General features: G+C 43.2%; 14 protein-coding genes. 7 read left to right on the top strand and 7 right to left on the bottom strand.

The annotated features are described in order from the left end of the window. Nucleotides 1-313 precede the first annotated feature (313 nt). From tuf to IPL34_RS06760, 4 genes are all read right to left on the bottom strand, one after another. Entirely contained in the window at nt 314-1516 is a 1203-nt protein-coding gene (gene tuf, locus IPL34_RS06775) for an elongation factor Tu (RefSeq protein ID WP_296839601.1), read from the bottom strand. Nucleotides 1517-1770: 254 nt separating this feature from the next. Continuing rightward, nucleotides 1771-2535: a carboxypeptidase-like regulatory domain-containing protein gene (locus IPL34_RS06770; RefSeq protein ID WP_296839599.1), complete on the bottom strand. Its 765-nt coding sequence runs from the start codon at nt 2533-2535 to the stop codon at nt 1771-1773. A 211-nt stretch (nt 2536-2746) separates the two neighbouring features. Continuing rightward, a complete protein-coding gene (gene gorA, locus IPL34_RS06765; protein ID WP_296839597.1) occupies nt 2747-4105 on the bottom strand; it encodes a glutathione-disulfide reductase in 1359 nt (452 codons plus the stop codon). Between the two features lie 64 nt (nt 4106-4169). Continuing rightward, a complete protein-coding gene (locus tag IPL34_RS06760) occupies nt 4170-4907 on the bottom strand; it encodes a glutathione peroxidase (protein ID WP_296839594.1) in 738 nt (245 codons plus the stop codon). A gap of 410 nt (nt 4908-5317) precedes the next feature. On the opposite strand from IPL34_RS06760, the gene IPL34_RS06755 reads away from it, so the two are divergent. From IPL34_RS06755 to hemW, 4 genes are all read left to right on the top strand, one after another. After that, nucleotides 5318-5887 (top strand): hypothetical protein, encoded by a 570-nt coding sequence (locus IPL34_RS06755; RefSeq protein ID WP_296839591.1) that lies wholly within the window; start codon nt 5318-5320, stop codon nt 5885-5887. Nucleotides 5888-6147: 260 nt separating this feature from the next. Further along, nucleotides 6148-6549, top strand: coding sequence for a hypothetical protein (locus tag IPL34_RS06750; protein WP_296839588.1), 402 nt, complete (start codon nt 6148-6150; stop codon nt 6547-6549). Between the two features lie 592 nt (nt 6550-7141). Beyond that, nucleotides 7142-9049, top strand: a complete 1908-nt coding sequence (locus tag IPL34_RS06745; RefSeq protein WP_296839584.1) for a hypothetical protein — start codon at nt 7142-7144, stop codon at nt 9047-9049. A gap of 153 nt (nt 9050-9202) precedes the next feature. Next, entirely contained in the window at nt 9203-10366 is a 1164-nt protein-coding gene (gene hemW / locus IPL34_RS06740; RefSeq protein ID WP_296839581.1) for a radical SAM family heme chaperone HemW, read from the top strand. Here hemW and IPL34_RS06735 read toward each other — a convergent pair. Next, a complete protein-coding gene (locus tag IPL34_RS06735; RefSeq protein WP_296839579.1) occupies nt 10363-11181 on the bottom strand; it encodes an ankyrin repeat domain-containing protein in 819 nt (272 codons plus the stop codon). The two genes, hemW and IPL34_RS06735, sit on opposite strands and share 4 nt — an antisense overlap. Before the next feature lie 222 nt (nt 11182-11403). On the opposite strand from IPL34_RS06735, the gene lptF reads away from it, so the two are divergent. Both lptF and lptG read left to right on the top strand, forming a co-directional pair. Then, a complete protein-coding gene (gene lptF / locus IPL34_RS06730) occupies nt 11404-12468 on the top strand; it encodes an LPS export ABC transporter permease LptF (RefSeq protein WP_296839576.1) in 1065 nt (354 codons plus the stop codon). After that, a complete protein-coding gene (lptG, locus tag IPL34_RS06725; protein WP_296839573.1) occupies nt 12468-13535 on the top strand; it encodes an LPS export ABC transporter permease LptG in 1068 nt (355 codons plus the stop codon). The genes lptF and lptG overlap by 1 nt, the downstream gene beginning before the upstream one ends. On the opposite strand, the gene IPL34_RS06720 is transcribed toward lptG, so the two are convergent. Further along, a complete protein-coding gene (locus IPL34_RS06720; protein WP_296839570.1) occupies nt 13509-16649 on the bottom strand; it encodes a cadherin domain-containing protein in 3141 nt (1046 codons plus the stop codon). The genes lptG and IPL34_RS06720 overlap by 27 nt on opposite strands. Before the next feature lie 303 nt (nt 16650-16952). Continuing rightward, nucleotides 16953-17612, bottom strand: a complete 660-nt coding sequence (gene rpiA / locus IPL34_RS06715; protein ID WP_296839567.1) for a ribose-5-phosphate isomerase RpiA — start codon at nt 17610-17612, stop codon at nt 16953-16955. Nucleotides 17613-17720: 108 nt separating this feature from the next. On the opposite strand from rpiA, the gene ilvA reads away from it, so the two are divergent. Next, nucleotides 17721-19235 (top strand): threonine ammonia-lyase, biosynthetic, encoded by a 1515-nt coding sequence (ilvA, locus tag IPL34_RS06710; protein ID WP_296839564.1) that lies wholly within the window; start codon nt 17721-17723, stop codon nt 19233-19235. Nucleotides 19236-19402: the final 167 nt, after the last annotated feature.

Raw genomic sequence — 19402 nt, 5'->3', positions numbered from 1 at the left:
ATGCAAAAACTTAAACCTGATTACTTAATCACCAATGTTTCTGTAGCCAAGGTCTCCCGTGACGGGTGCAGCGGGAAGTCAATTAGGCAAATTATAAAACTCTACTCACTGAGCAACAACAACTTACATAAACTAATAGCCATTGTAACAAGAAATAAAACTCTCTCAATACAATATTTTACTCACCCAAAAACAATTAGGAAGCACACAGGCAACCTTTACTATTAGCTACCTGAGCACATTTTTATAATACAGACTTGTGAAATAATCGATAACCTAGTGACTTGAGTTAATTCATTTAGAACAGTTTGTTTTATTCTAAAATCTCTGTAATCGCTCCAGAGCCAATAGTTTTTCCGCCTTCTCTTATGGCAAATTTTAATCCAACTGTCATAGCAACAGGTGCAAGCAACTCTACCTCCACATTAATAGAATCACCCGGCATTGCCATTTCAATAGTACGACTTGCATCTGATGCATAATACAATTTTACTAAAGTACCCGTGACATCAGTGGTTCTAAAGAAAAACTGCGGTTTATAACCAGCGGTAAAAGGGGTAGCTCTACCGCCCTCTTCTCTTTTAGCAATATAAATAACCGCTTTGAATTTTTTATAAGGTTTACTGCTTCCAACTTTCGCAAGCACCATACCCCTTTCAATATCATCTTGTGAAACGCCCCTGAGTAGAATACCCGCATTGAAACCAGCTAAAGCTTCAGGAACATCCTTATGGAACATTTGCGTTCCGGTTACAACGGCTTTTCTAGTTTCTCTCAAACCCACTATATCCACTTCATCCCCAACTCTAACTTTTCCAGTCTCGATTTTTCCTGTCACCACCGTTCCTCGCCCCGTAATTGACATAACACCCTCTACTGGCATCAAAAATGAAGTATTAGTATTAACCGTTGGCTCAGGAATATAAGCATCCAAAGTGTCAAGCAGCTTCTGAATAGATTTAACACCATACTCATCTGCGTCATCTTCATCATTTAATGCTTTTAAAGCGGAACCACGAATAATCGGTGTTGTATCTCCGGGATAACCATATTTATTCAATAGCTCTCTGATTTCTTCTTCAAACAGCATTATTGATTCTTCATCCCCATCTGTAATATCACACTTATTCAAATAAACTACGATATAGGGAATACCCACTTGCCGAGCAAGCAGAATTTGCTCACGCGTTTGAGGCATAGGTCCATCAGGAGCTGAAACCACTAAAATAGCTTCATGCATTGGGGTCGTACCTATAATCATATTTTTAACGTAATCGGCATGCCCCGGACAATCAACATGATCATAAAGCCGTTGCTCTGTTGCATAAGAAACATGAGCGATATTTATTGTAATACTACGCTCTCTTTCTTCTGGAGCTTCATTAATTTCATCATAGCTTTTTGCTTGTGCCAGACCTTTTTTAGCACAGTAGTTAGTTATGGCAGCGGTAAGAGTGGTTTTACCATGATCAACATGCCCAATTGAAATGACATTTATTAGTGGTTTAGAACTCATAATAACGATGTAACCCTATTAAAAAATGTAGTTAGAAACATAAGATTTAACGCTAGGAATGAAACCCAGCGCTTTAGTTTGGCAGGCTAGGGATTGGGTGTTGGGTTGCCTCCTGCGTGGTGGTATTTTGGCTAGAGGGATGTACGAAAAGCACACTATAGTGCCTAGATTTTAATCCAAACAAAGTATAGTAAATTAATCAGGTATTTTACAAGCCACCTTATGAGCACGGTCGCTTCAGATATTGCGCCCGTTTAAGGACAAGGACGATCTGCCCAACGACCGTTTTTAATTTCTCCCATACAACTATTGATTATACTAGCGCTATCCGCAGCACAAGCACCTGTAGTTGCCTTGGGATCACGCTCTTTCGCTAAACACGTACCACTAATACATTGCTTAGCATCCGTACAGGATTTACCACCATCTTTATAACTAATTTTACACCCCATGACCCCACGACTAATCATCTCCCATTTACCGCCCTGGGCTTGGCACTGTTGCTGTTTAGTAGTCGAATTATCATTATTAGCAGGCTTAGGTGGGTTTTGAGGTAAGCCTTTTAATTGCAGACTAAAACGAGATTGGCGAGGAGTAGCCATACCGCCATTTAGTGCTTGGGCACATACTTCTAAAACATTAGAACTATTATATAAGCTCACAAACACAGGAATGGGACGTACATCAAACGTAACTCTCCTAGAAAGTCGCGCTGGATTAATCCCACCTAACTCTTCTTTTGTAAAAGGACGCCAAGTACGCACTATACGAGGATAGGTAGGAATGATTAATTTATAATACCCTGACTGATTCGTAAGGGTACTGACCTGAGCTTTAGTATCACAATTATAAAAATGCGCTTTTACTATAGCACCACTCATAGGTTTACCCGCTTGAGTAATTTGCCCTGTAATTTCTAAATTTTTCAATGGAGGAGGTAGTGGAGCTGGCTTAGCGTAAGCAAAATGACTATATAAAATACTGCATAAAACAGCTAACACCCTAAAACTTAAACGCATTTTATAACCCCTTATCTTTAGTAGAAAATTAACAATCCTTTGAATAATTTAATCTACTAACAAGCGCCTGCCAAGGGTTTTTGATTAATAAATGAGAATTTCAACAAAATTATAGCCTAGCTATATTTAGCTATTTACCACCTCTAAGCTACCAAACAAAAAGCCCCAAACAGGGGCTTTTTGCTAAGCAATTTATTGAAAAGATAAGCACTTATTTCATCGTTACTAACTCTTCCGCACTCACCGGATGAATCGCAATCGTATCATCAAAGTCTTTCTTAGTAGCACCCATACGAATCGCTACCGCAAACCCTTGCATCATTTCATCCACGCCTAAACCAATAGCATGACAACCAACAATTTTTTCATTCTCACCCACGACCACCAGCTTCATAGCCGTTTTTACTTTTTGAGTCGTGAAGGAGTAATACATCGGCGTAAATTCAGTGGTATAAACCTTTACCGCATCGCCATATTTTTCTCGCGCGGCGGCTTCCGATAAACCAATCGTACCAATCGGTGGATGAGTAAACATCACAGTAGGAATTAAACTGTAATCAACTTTACGCTCTTTCATGCCACCAAATAAACGCTCACCTAAACGCCGTCCCGCCGCAATAGCCACAGGGGTCAATTGCACGCCGCGCATATTAATAATGTCGCCAATCGCATAAATACCTGTGACATTCGTTTCGTGATACTCCGTGACATCAATTAAACCATTGGGTGCTGTTTTAACGCCTGCTTTTTCTAAGCCTAAAGTATCAGTATTAGGTACACGTCCAATTGCCCACAAGACTTGATCTAAACCTGCTAATTGAGAACCATCCTGATAATGAATGGTAATCGTAGCGCCTACTTTTTCAAGACTAGCGATTTTGTCAGTATCATTGAAAATAATACCGTCCACCTCCATTTGCTTACGCAAAGTCGTTTGCATTAAGGTATCAAACCCAATTAATACTGGAAAACCTTGATGCAACATATGGGTTTCTGAACCTAGGGCATTTAATACCCCTGCCAATTCGAGTGCAATATAGCCACCGCCCACGACAGCCACTTTTTTAGGTTGTTCTTCTAATTCAAAAAAGCCATCGGAGGTTATACCTAACTCAGCCCCCTCAATATCTTTAGGGAAAATGGGACGGCTACCTGTGGCAATCACAATATGATCTGCGGTATAGGTTGCGCCATTCACTACTAAGGTACGAGCATCGACAAACTGTGCTGCTCCAGTAATTAATTCGATACCATTATCAGCTAGGAAACTATTTTCGTACCAATCGGTAATACCGCCAATCAGGTTTTCACGTTTTGTGACTAGCTTAGTCCAATTAAAGCCGTCGACTTTTACGTCAAAACCATAATCTTTAGCATGGTGTAAGGCATGAGCAAGATTCGCTCCAAACCACATGACTTTTTTCGGTACACACCCGCGATTCACGCAAGTACCACCGACATCACCTGATTCGATCACTGCACATTTAGCGCCATGTAACGCTGCTTTTTCTACTACAGATAAACCACCACTACCTGCACCAATGGCAATTAAATCGAAATGCTTACTCATGCTTTACTCCTGAATTTTTTTAAAAGTACTCGCAAAAACTACGAGTACTTTTTTATAACTATGATTAAGCGTTATTCGCTAACCAAGCTTCTAATTTATCCGAACCACCAATCAACTGACCATTGATGAATACTTGCGGAACCATATCAGCCCCTGCAACCGCACGCAGAGTCACATTGCGATAATCACGGTTTAATACTAACTCATCAAACGCAATACCTTTGTCTTTCAGCATACCCTTAGCTTTAGCACAGAAAGGACAGCCGGGGCGCGTGAATACAGTAACATCCAAAGGCTTTTTCGCATTAGGTGCAATGTAATTCAGCATAGTATCGGCATCAGATACTTCAAAGGGGTCACCTTCTTTTTCGGGTTCGATGAACATTTTCACTACAACGCCATCTTTCACCAACATAGAATAGCGCCATGAACGCTTACCAAAACCAAGGTTATCTTTGTCTACTAATAAGCCCATACCGTCAGTAAACTCTCCATTACCATCGGGAATGAACGTGATTTTGTCGGCTTCTTGAGCATCCTTCCACTCATTCATTACGAAGGTGTCATTCACTGACATACAAACAATTTCATCGACCCCATTGGCTTTCAGAGCATCGGCTAATTGGTTGTAACGTGGTACGTGAGTAGAGGAACAAGTCGGTGTAAATGCGCCGGGTAAAGAGAAGACTACAACGGTTTTACCTTTAAATAATTGATCAGTGGTCACATCTACCCACTCAGAATTTTGGCGAGTGTGGAATGTCACATTAGGAACACGTTGACCTTCTTTATTAGGAAACATAGCTATAGATCCTTGATGAAATGAACAAAAAATTAGTTTAAGTAATATAGAGCCTCATTATTTAACCATGATGACTCATAATAAATTTGCGCTAACTCAATAATATCTAAATAAATTAATTAGATTACTGTACAAAACAACTTCAAACCTTACTTTTTACATCGGAGCTGCTCGGTTGCTTGCGCCGCTAACTATAAGCCAACCCATACCCAATAAAAAGAAGAATGTTTATATTGAAATATTCTACTAAATAGAACGAACTGCTTTTAAAACCCCACCTTGTGTTCATAAACGTTATGTGTAGGACGCTTTGTCGGTGATCCAAGAGAGATTATCGCCCTGTCTCTAGTCGTTTGATTATTCGCAATGAATACTGAAACAGAATCAAGTCACAGAAAGGAGTCTTCATCATGACATTAAGTCTATTACTAGGGGGCCTAGGTGGCAGCAGGAGTTCTAATACCAGCAACACCTCGTCTTCTGCTAATGACGCGGCTATCGCTGCCGCATTAAGCCAAGCTAATCAATATACTGCAGCCTTGAGTCAAAGCGCTAATGCACTGTATCAACAAAATAGCCAACTAGCTGCTTTAGTTAATCAAGTACTCAGTGCTTTCAATAACTATTCCAATGCCAACACAGGCAGCAATGTTTACCTAGTCGGTAATGGCGGCTGGGGTGGCACTGGTGGCTGGGGTGGCACTGGCGGTTGGGGTGGTACTGGTGGCTGGGGTGGTACTGGCGGCTGGGGTGGCACTGGCGGTTGGGGTGGCTGGGGCAATCCAACAGGTTGGGGTGGCTGGTCAGTCGCTCCTGCTAATAACTGGGGTTGGAGCTGGCCTAATGCCACTACTACTATCAATAGTGGTTACACTATGGGCGGCAATCCTATGGGCGGCTACACTCTGGGTGGCAGCACTATGGGTGGCAGCACTATGGGCGGCAGCACTATGGGTGGCAGCACTCATGCTGGGCATTAACGCTAGTAATTAAAATACTAGCCAAAACTCGTGCCTTATAATTTATAGCACGAGTTTCTCAAAAAGAATTTGATATAAATCAAACCAAAATAAAAAGCCAACATTAATTATTATAAAAAATCACTATATATAAATAACCTGTAATAAACCGTACAGCTTATCAGTCTTATTTAAAAGGCTGTCGTTAATATTGTAGCTCGCCAAAATAACTCGCTTCCATACTAACCATACATCTTTAACTAATGAAAGGAGTCAATGTTATGTGTGGTATATGTAGCGCACTATTAGGCGGATCAACTAGCAGTAGTTCTAACAATAGCAGCAGCACCTCTGCGGCTAATAATGCAGCTATCGCAGCCGCTTTAAATCAGGCTAACCAATACACCGCAGCTTTGAGCCAAAGTACTAATGCACTCTATCAACAAAACAGCCAACTAGCAGGTTTAGTCAATCAATTACTGAGTTCCTTCAATAACTACTCTAATGCCAATACAGGTAGTAATGTATACCTAGTGGGTAATGGCTGGGGTGGTTCTGGTTGGAGTAGCCCACTCGGTTGGGGAGGCTCCGGCTGGGGTGGTTCTAGTTGGGGCAGCCCAATTGGCTGGGGAAATTGGTCAATGCTCCCTGTTAATAGTTGGAATGGCGTTAAAACTGCCTAGCCATATTACCATCCACTATGCTATAGATTTCGGTCTATAGCATAGCCTATAAATCTCCTTACCAATTAGTCTACTTGATCGCTATTCAAATTGAGTTTTCTTTATCTTATTAAAATCTACTCTGATTTTATAAACCAACTAAAACCCTAAAAACACTCTAGTTATATTTTAAATGCTTTTATATCCCTATTGGATTTAATATAGAGCTTCTAAAGCTTAAAACCATTAAGCCTAGTTAATTCAATAGCGTAGCTAGCACAAACAATACCTTTAAAAAATCATTATTTTTTGCCTTAGCCCTTACTAAAGCTGTGAAATAAACCAGCCCCTGCTAGCTCCAATGCTTAAAACCTCTGGCATACGCTACACTTCATCGGCAATCTACCCAATATTATCTCTGGCTTCATTGTTGCTAATTCAATCCGTGCTCATACTCCCGTATATGGAATACCTGGCAAGGATAGGCAAGTATCATTCATGAGCATGATTCATTCAAAAATAACCCGCTCACTATAAACAACCCCTTGTTGCTCTTATACCCACCTAGTATTGCCATAGATAAAACTTAGTTAAAAAACTTAAGGTGATTGCTATGACTCTTGGACTCTTAACCGGACTACTTGGAAATCGGAATACTTCCTCTAGCTCCTCTAGTGGATCTTCAGCCAGCTCAGCGGCTGCTAACGCTGCATTACAACAACTCAATCAGCAAAATGCCTACTTAACCTCTACCTATCAATCTTTAGCACAACAAAGTAACCAATTATCAGGTTTAGTATCACAGCTTGTTGGTAATATTGGGCAAAGCCGTCCTAGACAATCAGATGTTATTCTGGTTCAAGGCGGAGGTTACCCCACTGGTGGACGTGGTGGTTATTGGGGTGGTTATCCTAGTGGCTATCCCAGTGGTTATCCCGGAGTCTCTGGTAGTGGCTCAGGGCGCCCCGGCGGTACTACTATGCCCGGTGGCACTACCATGCCCGGTGGCACTACTATGCCCGGTGGCACTACTATGCCCGGTGGTACTACTAGACCCGGCGGTACTACTAGACCCGGCGGTACTACTATGCCCGGCGGTACTACTATGCCCGGCGGTACTACTATGCCCGGCGGTACTACTATGCCCGGCGGTACTACTATGCCCGGCGGCGCCAGTTTACAAAACTATATCATTCAACTGATACAATCCGGTGCCGATGCTAAAACGATTGCAAGTGCTCTATCCCGCCTAGGACTAAGTAATAATCAAATCAGTGCTATTATGAGCAGCATCAGCGGCTTTTTAGGCACTGGCGGCTCAAGCTCCGGCACTGCTAGCGGTGGCACTTCTGGCAGTACCAGTGGTTCAATCCTAACTAATGGTATTCCAGCCCAATTACAAACCTTATTAACTCAATTGGTTCAATCGGGTGCGAGCTTAGATAGCATTGCCCAAACCTTGAGAAATGCCGGTCTTAGTGCTAGTGATGTCACTACTATTATTAATATGTTGCGCTCCTCTATGGGCACAACCGGTACTAATCCATCACCTAGTCCAGCACCTTCTGTGTCTCCAAGCCCTGCGCCTACCCCAGCACCTAGCGGATCATCAGGTACTAGCGGTATTCCAGCACAAATCACCAGCATGATTAATAGCCTCATTGGCATGGGCATGAGTGTTACTGATATTCGTAATACTTTAATTAGTGGTGGTCTGCGTGCAGCGGATGTCGATGCTATTTTTGCCAGCTTAGGTATTAGCGGCAACTCTGGTACAGGCTCAACAGGTGGTTCTAGCTCTACTGGCGGCTCTACTTCAACAGGTGGTTCTACTTCTACAGGCGGCTCTAGCTCTACTGGTAGCGGCAGTGGTGTTCAGGCACAAATCACCAGCATGATTAATAGCCTCATTGGCATGGGCATGAGTATTGCTGATATTCGTAATACTTTAATTAGTGGTGGTCTCAGTGCAACAGATGTCGATGCTATTTTTGCTAGCTTAGGTATTAGCGGCAGCTCAGGTACAGGTTCGACAGGTGGTTCTAGCTCTACTGGCTCTGGTTCCAGCTCAGGCTCTACTAGCGGTGCTAATATGAACGCACTGGCGACTCAGATCATGAATATGCTGAACTCAGGTGCTTCTATTAATACTATTGTTAATACGTTACTGAGCCAAGGCATTAGTGTTGCAGATCTAAATACCTTGTTAAGTAGCTTAACGGGTGGAACTAAAGGTGCTGCTACTGCTAGCAGCACACCAGCTATGGTAGCCGCTCCAGCTCCAGTAGCAGTACCCGCTCCAGCTCCAGCGCCCGTTCCGGCTCCAGCACCTGTGACAGCTCCCGCGCCTGCTACCTCTACCACCACTACTAGCAGCAGCTCCAGCTCTGGTAGCGATGCGCAATTAGTTTCTATGATTGCTAGTATGATGGGTGTGGATGAAGCTACGGCTGGTACTTTATTAGGTCAGTTACGTACTACTAATCCCGACCTAATCAATAGCTTAATGAGTATGATATAATAAGCGATTAGTCTACTTACTAACTAATGAGCTTAAACCCACTAAGTGCCTGCTTAGTGGGTTTATGATTACTTGCCCTAAGCAACCTGCTTATTTTCGTTCCTTAGTGTAGCGTGCTAGCCTGTGCGTCTTTTAGGTACTGAGTACTTCTTTATGCAGGCTATTCCTTTAGCGCTTTATATTCATATTCCTTGGTGTGTACGTAAGTGCCCTTATTGCGACTTTAATTCGCATGCAGCACCGCAGCAGTTACCAGAACAACGGTATATTGATGCTTTACTTCATGATTTAGCGCAGGAATTACCCAGCATTTGGGGGCGGCGCTTAGAAAGTATTTTTATAGGTGGGGGAACCCCTAGCCTATTCTCACCCGAAGCACTTGATAGACTGCTGTCTGGGATTCGTGCTTTATTGCCTCTGCGCACTTCTTTGGAAATTACCCTAGAGGCCAATCCGGGAACCTTCGAGCAAGCTAAGTTTAAAACCTATCGTGAATTAGGCATCAACCGCCTATCGATTGGAATTCAAAGCTTTAATCCTAAACAGTTACATGTCTTGGGGCGTATTCATAATCAAGAAGAGGCACTTAGAGCAGCAGACATTGCTCGCCTAGCAGGCTTTGATAATTTTAATTTAGACCTAATGTTTGCTCTCCCTGAACAAACCCTAGAACAAGCTTTAGCTGATTTGACCCAAGCAATCGCTTTACAACCGACACATCTGTCGTGGTATCAACTCACACTTGAGCCTAATACACTGTTTGCTAAATACCCACCACCGCTACCTGATGACGACTTAAGCGCTGATATACAACAAGCGGGACAAGCATTGCTAGCAGCAGCGGGATTTAAACAATATGAAGTCTCAGCTCATGCACAAGCAGGACGAGAATGCCGACATAATCGTAATTATTGGGAATTTGGTGACTATATAGGCATTGGAGCAGGAGCGCATGGCAAGATTTCTCACTACACTGAGCAGGGCAACCTAAGCATTACCCGCTATCAAAAAGCTCGCCAACCCGATGTCTATATGCAAAGTACCCAAACCGCTTCCGCACGCACTCAAGTTAATACCTTAGCACCGGAGCATTTAGGTTTTGAGTTTATGCTCAATGCTCTACGCTTAAAACAGGGTTTTAGGCGCAGCCTTTTTAGTGAGCGCACGGGGGTGAATGCAGACCTAATTCAATCTATTATCGCTCAGGGTGAGCAACAAGGCTTAATCCAGACAACACCCGACTGGATTGAACCTACTGAATTAGGCTGGCAGTTTTTAAATAATACCATTGAATTATTTCTACCTGCTGGAGCTTAAAAACCTAAGCGACTTAGTAAGGTACGCCGTTCCTTATTACTGCTGCGTGCTACCCGTGTCTGCACCGCTCTAGGTTGGGTACGGATAGCTACTTGGGTTACACTTTGTAATAAATTAGCCGCTTCGTAATGGTTTAAGTTTTCCGCTAATCCCACCGCCGTGAAACCGTCTGAATTATAGACATTAGGGTTTGCACCTTGATTAAGCAGATACTCCGCAACCTCGTAGCTACCAAAGCGTGCCGCATGATGTAAAGGTGTCCAGCCTTTGTGAGTACGAGCATTAGCATCCAGACCGATACTGAGTAGGTACTTCACCATGGGCAAGCGATTAGAAGCGGCTGCAATATGCAAATAGGTCGTCCCATTAGGGCTAGCTTGCATAAAATTCCCCCCTGCGTCGTGTAATAACTGAGCTAATTGCACCCAACCCGACTTGGCCGCTAAGTGCATAGGTGTCATGCCGGAGGGGTCGTTGCGATATTCTGGATCAGCCCCATTAGCCAATAGCCATTTCACTTGAGCTAAATCACCACGCCGAATAGTCTCCATAAGACGCTGATTATAAGCTGGATTAATGCGCACGACCGCAGGAGCGGCGGGCGCTCTTGCTACCTCAGCTACTTCATCAGCATACTCAGTCGGCTCTTGAGCGGGAGCGTAATCCCAAGCGGATTCACTATTGGCTTGCACTGCCCGCTCATAATCAATATTAGCCGCCTGAGTGGTGGTTGCGAACAAGGCGGTGGTTGAGAGCACTAGATAAGCCAACGAGCGCTGGTTCAATTTAGAAAATTTACCAATTTGTGGGTTCATAAATGTTGTACCTGATAATACAAACATCATCCTAGAGCTGTATTACTCATAAGGGTTTCAGGGGATTCGTCCTAAGGTATACCTATGATTTCACTGTAAATCGATTAAGACCATAAAACCAAATGATCACGATATAAAGGCTAATTTTAGCTACTACCGTAACAAGACTTCATTTCGCAACACCTGTTACAATCGCTTGCACCTATTACTATCGCGCTTTATATGATTATTAATCGCTATTTAGTCCAAGAAATTGCGCAAAACTTTGCCGCTACTTTACTCATTCTGACCCTAATTATTGTGGGCAATACGTTTGTGCAATTGCTCTCTGCTGCTACTGCGGGCGAGTTACCTTTAGATTTATTGAGTAACTTACTCTGGTATGGCTCACTGAAAAACGTGATTCGCCTTATGCCAGTGGCCTTAATTATCGGTATGATGTTGGCGTTTGGACGTTTGACGGGTGACTCAGAGCTGATGGCGATGCGAGCGGCGGGTATGGCTCCCCGCCACTTCTATCGAGCTATTTATAGTTTAGTCATTCCGCTAACGTTATTATTAGCCGCCTTGGTGTTAGTCGCCTCCCCCATGATCGAAACTAAAAACGAAGACTTACGTCGTGAAATCCAGCAACGCCCTGAAGCCGCCGGAATTCCAGCCGGTGAGTTTGTCACTTCGGGTAGTAATGAACGTAATTACACCTTATTAGCAGAATCTTTGACCCAAAATAATACAGTGATGGAGCGCTTTTTTGTGCGCTTACAAGATCAGGATAAGGAGACTATTATTTGGGCACGCTCAGCGATTTTATTTGTGGATACGGTCAATAAAGAACGTTTTTTGGAAATACGCGATGGCTATCGCTATGAAAATGATCCGCATAGAGGTTTATCAGTAGTACGGTTCAGTGAACATGGGATTCGTATTCCTTTACGCAGCTTTGCCTCAGCCAATACTATCCAAGCGACTCCCACGCTTGAATTACTCGCTATCGGTGGCCCTGCGGCTCAGGCGGAGCTGCAATGGCGCTTATCCATCATTTTGTCAGCGCCTTTAATGGCGTTTTTAGCCTTCCCTATGAGTTATACCAAACCACGTCAGGGACGCTATGGCAAAGTCATGTGGATGATTTTAATTTATCTGGTCTACGCCAATGTGTTGGTGAGTATTCGCGGTTTGTTAGAGCGTGATGCGCTACCCGCTGCAATCGGTATGTGGTGGGTACATGGATCAGTATTGGTATTAGGGCTGTGGCTCTTGAAACGTTTTTATGGGAGTCCACGCTAATGACTCTACTAGAACGCTATATCTGGAAAGTGGTTGCGCTCAGTATTTTAGGCACTTGGGTGCTATTAACCTTACTAGCTGCCTTTTTCGCTTTTTTAGGGGAGCTAGGCGATATTAATCCCAATACCGGTTATGGAACCTTACAAGCCTTAGTGTACGTTGCCTATGGTATCCCTAAAACGCTATACGAGTTTTTCCCCACTGCCACGTTAATCGGCACACTCTTAGGCTTAGGTAGTCTTAGTACTACTCACGAACTGACTGCTATGCGTGCGGCTGGATTATCAATCGGTCAAATAGTAGGTATGACTTTAAAATTAGGTTTAATATTGGTCGCTATTACGATTGTATTGGGTGAATGGATTACACCTAGAGCTAATCTCACTGCACAAACCTTTAAAGCCAATCAATTACAGCAAAATATCGCGGTGAATGCTAAAGGAGTCTGGATTAAGCACGGTGCTTATAGGGTGAGCATTAAGCAGGTCTGGTCTAATACGGTTTTAGAGGGTATCACTATTTATGCGATTGATCTTAAGCAAGGGCAATTGAGTTATATTGAGACTATTGCTAAAGCCAACTATCAACAAGGTATTTGGCACTTCAACGCTATACGTACTCAACTATTTAAACCCAACTCAGTCGAGTATCTGACCACACCTGAGCGTAAAGTAACTGATTTTATTAGTCCCGATACTTTAACCATTGCAGCTATGCGCCCCCAACAATTGGCAGCCGCAGAATTAGCTGATTTCATTGCCCATCAAGAAGCTAATAATTTAAATAGTGCCCCTTACGAATTAGCCTATTGGACTCACTTTACTAGCCCACTAGCGACCTTAGTCATGATCCTGTTAGCCGCCCCCCTAGTCTTTGGTTCACAACGTAGTGTCGGTGCTGGGCAACGTGTTTTTATAGGCATTTTAATTGGTCTTGGGTTTTATTTACTGAATCGCATTGCGGGTAATAGTAGTTTAGTCTATGGGCTACCACCGCTTTATGCAGCGGTAGCCCCGTTATTAGTATTTTTACTCTTAGGTCTATTGCTTTTGCGCCGGATAAGGTGACAAAGGACGTTCATCTAATAATAAACGTAGTCCAGAAGTAATAATATAATTCATATTCTTAGCCGGATTACCCTGATGACTCACAATCGCACTCATTAAGGTATTGGTGTCATTATTAGGACCTGAAAACAAGGTATAGCCATTTAAATCATAATCGGCAATATTATAGCTAGTGATTTTATAATTAAGATTAACAATTTTATTACCGGGGTCACGCAACACCTGTTCTAAAATTACATTCATATCATTATTGGGACCACTGACAATAATTCTACCGTCCTGATTACCATCGCCCGCAGACATCATACTACGGTTATTTTGAATCACTTGAGCTAGCTCTTCCCCACTTAAGTTTAAACTAGGTTCTGTGAAATCTAGAGAACTCATAGCAGTGGATAACCAAATAGCAGGCTTAGTCACAATCGCCGCATGATTACGGTGTCTTACTACTACATAATAATAGCCTGCTGGAATCGGAGCGATTTTTAAGGTCGTATTCGCTGTCATAGGATCAATAATATCGCCATTACGCAATACGATAGCCGCCCGATGCGTCACGAGCGTGGCTTGGGCATCCGCCTTTCTGAGTTCCAATAAGACCCAATCCACAGGAGCGTTAGCGTCAGTACGTTGCAATAGACTAGGATCAAGGCTTTCCGTACCTTCATACATACTATTTAGGATCGCGCCATAGGGTTGTTTTAGGGGAATTAACCCTAAACGTCTTAAGTCATCACGCATTAATCCGGTATTGGCGTCGTAAGCGCCTTGGAATAGCACTTTGATTTTCATAAAAGCCGTAGGAAGCTCATGAGGATCACGCTTACTGGGGATACCGTCTCCGTCTAAATCACCATCCCCTTCCTTATCATTAGGAATACCATCACCATCCATATCATCATCGAGTTCATCTTTAATACCATCACCATCTATATCGCTCTCGACCGCAATCGTGACCTGTTTGGTGGTCATCGCTCCTTGGCGGTCGGTGACGGTTACAGTCACTTGATACAAATTATTTTTATCCGCATCGAGGGGCTTAGCATAATCAGGCGGTGATTTAAAAGTAATGACGCCCGTATTAACATCAATATTAAATAAATGAGCATCGACACCCGATAAGCTATATTTTAAGCCATTACTCTCGGCATCCTTATCATCGGTGGAGTACACATCCACAACCACGCCTGATTGAGAATTTAAATACTCCAAGTTATCAAATACATTCACCACCGGCGCAAGATTGCAAGCATCCATTTGTGCCGTGACACTGCCACCATAGTTAGACAGAAGCTGATTGCTTACCGGTCTAGTGCTAGTCGTACAGGTGGCGGTACTGCGATAACAGAATTTAGCAGGCTGATCTCTAGTATAAAGTAGGGCAATTTTGGGGGGCACACCATCACGCCAAGGTACCGTATCCACCGCCTCCCCTTGCGCAATTAACTCCAGCCGATCAATAGCGGATGAAATAAACGAAATATCCATCTCGCCATTAGTATTCACCGCTTCTGTGTCACCAATAAGGATTGCACCTGTTTTGGCATTGAGTACTTTGATTTTAAGCGACTGAAACTCTGCTCCTTGTGCCAAATTCGCATCTAGAATTTTAATCTTGTCCCAACGCGGTTGGCTGGGCGTAGCCGCACAACTCAGCGGTGTAAGGCTCACCTGCATCGCACCCGACACACGGCGACAAGGACTCGCTCCGGTTTCTATGTCCCATGACAATAAAGTGCCCTCATCCCCAAATGAATAAGCACACACGCCTTCAATAGCTAAACCATAGGGCAAACCCGCCGTATTTTGCCCCAAAATACCATTAGTAAACTGCGCTCCTTTACAAGGAGCCGAAGTCGCCCAATCCCAACACCCTAAACTATTTTCGGGGTACATTTGCGGAAATAATACCCGTGAGCCGTAATAGACTTCGTGTTGAGCATTGATACCTGCCTGCACTGCATGCACCGGTGCAACCGGTACACTAGAAGGTTGATTACCGTTTAAGTCATAGCACAATGCATTTTGCTTATAACCTGCTGCACACACCCCAGTGACTTGTCCACTTGCATCTAAACGCTTAAATAGACTGGTATAGCTTTTAACCGTGCTGATAGGATTTTGCGTCCATACACATTTAGCCTGTGTGGTGGCATCAAAACAAGCTAACTTACCCTCGGTATTGGCGACATATAAACGAGAGTTAATGACTAATAAATCATTACCATTTTCCCACCAGACCTTACTGTCCAGTGCATTAAGCCCTATAGGGACAGGGCTAAAATTAGCGCAACGCTTTAAACCCGCATTGGGGTCATAACAATCGATAGTGCCATTACGTGTCCACACATAGAGCTTATTATTAATCTCAACGGGCCCCACATAGCCTCCGCCCTCGACTACAGGGCTGCTACCACAAGCACTATGCGTTTCCGTATCCCAACAATAAATCTTACCCGCTTGCCCATAAGAATTACCGCCCGAATCATCGCCTATATAAAGCCTTAAACCTTTACGCACTACCATAGGAGACATACCATTCGCAGCGCCTAATTTTCTGGGATAACTAGGGCAAGTAGCACGAGTATTCAGGTCATAGCACCATAATACAGCATCTGCTAAATGATGATTTACGCCCATAATCCTACCATTAGGCATTAATACCGGAGCAAAGCCATCTCCACCGCCTTCCATTTTAACTCCACCCGCTAAGGGCAAAGACATTAAACGCGCTTCACCATCGCCATTAGGTAGTACATAGGGATTCGTAAATTTAATGGCATTGATGCCCGTGATAGAACCGTCGTAGCTATAGCTTTGCCCTTGGTTGGTAGAATAAGTCACTGACCATTCAGCGGGTACATTGAGACTGCTCGGCACGAGACTCTGCCCGCCGTCCATAACATCAAGCAAAATTACATTATTTAATAGTTGGGTAGATTGATTTCGATAACCTAAAATCCACTGCATATCGGAAACATTATTATGCACGGAATTAAGTTGACCTTGTTTTGTTAACAGTTCTGAGTTTGCGAAAATAGTTTGGCAGTAACTCATTACTAGGAATAAAATCAGAATAAAACGTTTTAGATGGCAACTTAGTGCAAACAGCATAACCAGCCCTACTCTTATAATTATTAATTATGTTATTAATCTAGGCTTTAGATGAGAATCATTGTAGCCATTAGTAAAGTAAATAACAACAGTAGGGTGATTGGTTTGTCATCATGACTACAACGGTATGCTTTTATAAACTGGCTCTAAGCTGAATACTCTCTGAAGCTTAATAAAAGTATTCAGAGAATATTCAGCGCCTAATAGGAGTTGCTTATCAGTAAGCTAAAGGGAATCAGGTTTTGGTAACTGCTTAGGATGGGTTAAATCCTACTTTTAAACCATACTATAGAGGTCTAATAATTAGACCTTATAGGTTTGCAGGCCTGTTTCACTACCTAAAATTAATATATCTGCTGGACGATGAGCAAAGATTCCAACGGTAACCACACCCGGAATTTGATTGATTAAGGTTTCCAATTCCACTGGATTTAAAATTTCTAAACCGCTGACATCGAGAATTAAATTACCATTATCCGTGGTAAAACCAGTACGCAATGCAGGCTGCCCCCCTAATTTAACTAACTCTCGACCTACCAAAGAACGCGCCATAGGAATGACTTCTACTGGCAAGGGAAACTTACCTAGCATAGGTACAAGTTTGGTATAATCAGCAATACAAATAAACTTTTCACTGGCTCCTGCAACGATCTTTTCACGGGTTAAAGCCCCACCACCACCCTTGATTAAATGTAAATGCTTAGTGGCTTCATCCGCACCATCCACATAGACCGCTAATTGCCCCACATCATTCAGCTCTAAAACGGGAATATTATGTTTTTTCAGGCGCTCAGCCGTCGCAATAGAGCTAGCAACCGCTCCATCCATTTTGCCTTTTACGCGTGCTAAGGCATCAATAAAATGATTAGCTGTAGAACCCGTTCCTACCCCTACAATCATTTCAAAATCAATATAATCCAGTGCTGCTTCCGCTGCTGCTTTTTTCATGTCATCTAGGGTCATCGTCTAGTTCTCTCCTAAAGTCAGTGCAATAAACAAGGCTTTCGATCATATCAGTTCAGCCTAGTTTGCCCTATACTACCGAGCTACTATAAATTAGCTATTTGGGTCATGAATAAATCATTGCTAGAGCGCATCCTGAAAGCGCGTGTCTATGATGTAGCCATCGAGACATCTTTAGATTATGCCCGTAATCTCAGCCAACGGTTAAACAATCAGGTCTTTCTCAAACGTGAAGACTCGCAGCCTGTTTTTTCGTTTAAATTACGCGGTGCATTTAACAAAATTTACCAACTAAGTGCCGAAGAACGCGCTCGCGGTGTGGTCACCGCCTCAGCCGGAAATCATGCACAAGGTGTGGCTTTATCAGGTGCTAAACTAGGCATTAAAACCACGATTGTCATGCCTAAGATTACCCCTGATATTAAAGTAAATAATGTTAAAGCCTTAGGCGGCAATGCGGTATTACATGGCAATAATTTTGATGAAGCCTATCTGTATGCGCGTGAATTAGAGCGCACCGAAGGTATGACTTTTGTCCATCCCTTTGATGATTTAGATGTGATTGCCGGACAAGGCACAGTGGCAGTAGAACTATTGCGCCAACATCCTGATCCTATTGATGCAGTATTTATTACCGTAGGTGGTGGTGGCCTAGTGGCAGGGATGGGAAGCTATATTAAATATCTTTGCCCCAATACCAAAATTATCGCGGTAGAACACGAAGAAGCACCCACCCTCTACACCGCTATCCATGCACAAAAGCGCGTCCAACTCGATCAGATTGGAACCTTTGCTGATGGCGCGGCGGTAAAACTCATTGGCGAACAAACCTTTGCCATTGCTAGAGAAGTTGTCGATGAAGTGATCTTAGTCAATACGGATGAAACCTGTGCCGCGATTAAAGATGTGTTTGAGGCAACTCGTACTGTTTTAGAACCAGCGGGTGCACTCAGTGTCGCAGCTATTAAAAAATATGTTGCAGCTCAGCAATGTCAGGATCAACACCTAGTAGCGGTTTGTAGTGGTGCAAATATTAGCTTTGATCGGTTACGCCATGTTGCAGAACGCGCTGAATTAGGTGAAGGGCGCGAAATTCTAATGGCTGTGACTATTCCAGAGCGTCCGGGCAGCTTTAAGCAGTTTTGCGAGGCTATCGCGAATCGCTCCATTACAGAGTTTAACTACCGTTATGCAGATGCTCGCCAAGCTCAAGTATTTGCTGGTATTAAAATTGCGGGTGGTAAGACTGAACGCCAAGCCTTAATCGCCAAACTCCAACATCAATTTGGTCAAGTCATTGATCTAACCGATAACGAAGTCGCTAAAGTTCATTTACGCTATATGGTAGGTGGGCATGCTCAAGGCTTAAAAGATGAGCGCTTGTATCGCTTTATGTTTCCCGAACGTCCCGGAGCTTTGCTGCATTTTCTTACCGGTATGAGTGCGGGCTGGAATATTAGTTTATTCCATTATCGTAATCACGGCTCAGACTTTGGGCGGGTATTAGTAGGGATTCAAGTACCCGAACAAGATCAAATGGAGTTTCAAACCTTTTTAGCTAATTTAGGGTATGACTATTGGGATGAAACCGATAACCCCGCTTATCATGCTTTTTTAAGCTAATAGCCTATAACTAATAAACCGCGCTGCATAAGTTGCTATTATGCAGCGTGGTACTTAACTCAACTACGACCATTCATCGATTGTTTAGAGCGTTTATCCTTTACCCTCCTACACATTGACGCCAAGTAATCTAGTCTACTAAGCAGAATTAGATTGAATAGCTCGTT

The sequence above is a fragment of the Thiofilum sp. genome, assembly GCF_016711335.1.
Classification (GTDB): domain Bacteria; phylum Pseudomonadota; class Gammaproteobacteria; order Thiotrichales; family Thiotrichaceae; genus Thiofilum.
Note: the sequence above shows the minus strand (reverse complement) of the source record. Positions and strands in the feature narration are given on the sequence as shown.

Coding starts and splice junctions, on each gene's coding strand:
- IPL34_RS06750 (WP_296839588.1), top strand. CDS start 6,148: ATGTGTGGTATATGTAGCGCACTATTAGGCGGATCAACTAGCAGTAGT.
- rpiA (WP_296839567.1), bottom strand. CDS start 17,612: ATGACCCTAGATGACATGAAAAAAGCAGCAGCGGAAGCAGCACTGGAT.
- lptF (WP_296839576.1), top strand. CDS start 11,404: ATGATTATTAATCGCTATTTAGTCCAAGAAATTGCGCAAAACTTTGCC.
- IPL34_RS06735 (WP_296839579.1), bottom strand. CDS start 11,181: ATGAACCCACAAATTGGTAAATTTTCTAAATTGAACCAGCGCTCGTTG.
- IPL34_RS06760 (WP_296839594.1), bottom strand. CDS start 4,907: ATGTTTCCTAATAAAGAAGGTCAACGTGTTCCTAATGTGACATTCCAC.
- IPL34_RS06745 (WP_296839584.1), top strand. CDS start 7,142: ATGACTCTTGGACTCTTAACCGGACTACTTGGAAATCGGAATACTTCC.
- ilvA (WP_296839564.1), top strand. CDS start 17,721: ATGAATAAATCATTGCTAGAGCGCATCCTGAAAGCGCGTGTCTATGAT.
- IPL34_RS06770 (WP_296839599.1), bottom strand. CDS start 2,535: ATGCGTTTAAGTTTTAGGGTGTTAGCTGTTTTATGCAGTATTTTATAT.
- hemW (WP_296839581.1), top strand. CDS start 9,203: ATGCAGGCTATTCCTTTAGCGCTTTATATTCATATTCCTTGGTGTGTA.
- IPL34_RS06755 (WP_296839591.1), top strand. CDS start 5,318: ATGACATTAAGTCTATTACTAGGGGGCCTAGGTGGCAGCAGGAGTTCT.
- IPL34_RS06720 (WP_296839570.1), bottom strand. CDS start 16,649: ATGCTGTTTGCACTAAGTTGCCATCTAAAACGTTTTATTCTGATTTTA.
- tuf (WP_296839601.1), bottom strand. CDS start 1,516: ATGAGTTCTAAACCACTAATAAATGTCATTTCAATTGGGCATGTTGAT.
- gorA (WP_296839597.1), bottom strand. CDS start 4,105: ATGAGTAAGCATTTCGATTTAATTGCCATTGGTGCAGGTAGTGGTGGT.
- lptG (WP_296839573.1), top strand. CDS start 12,468: ATGACTCTACTAGAACGCTATATCTGGAAAGTGGTTGCGCTCAGTATT.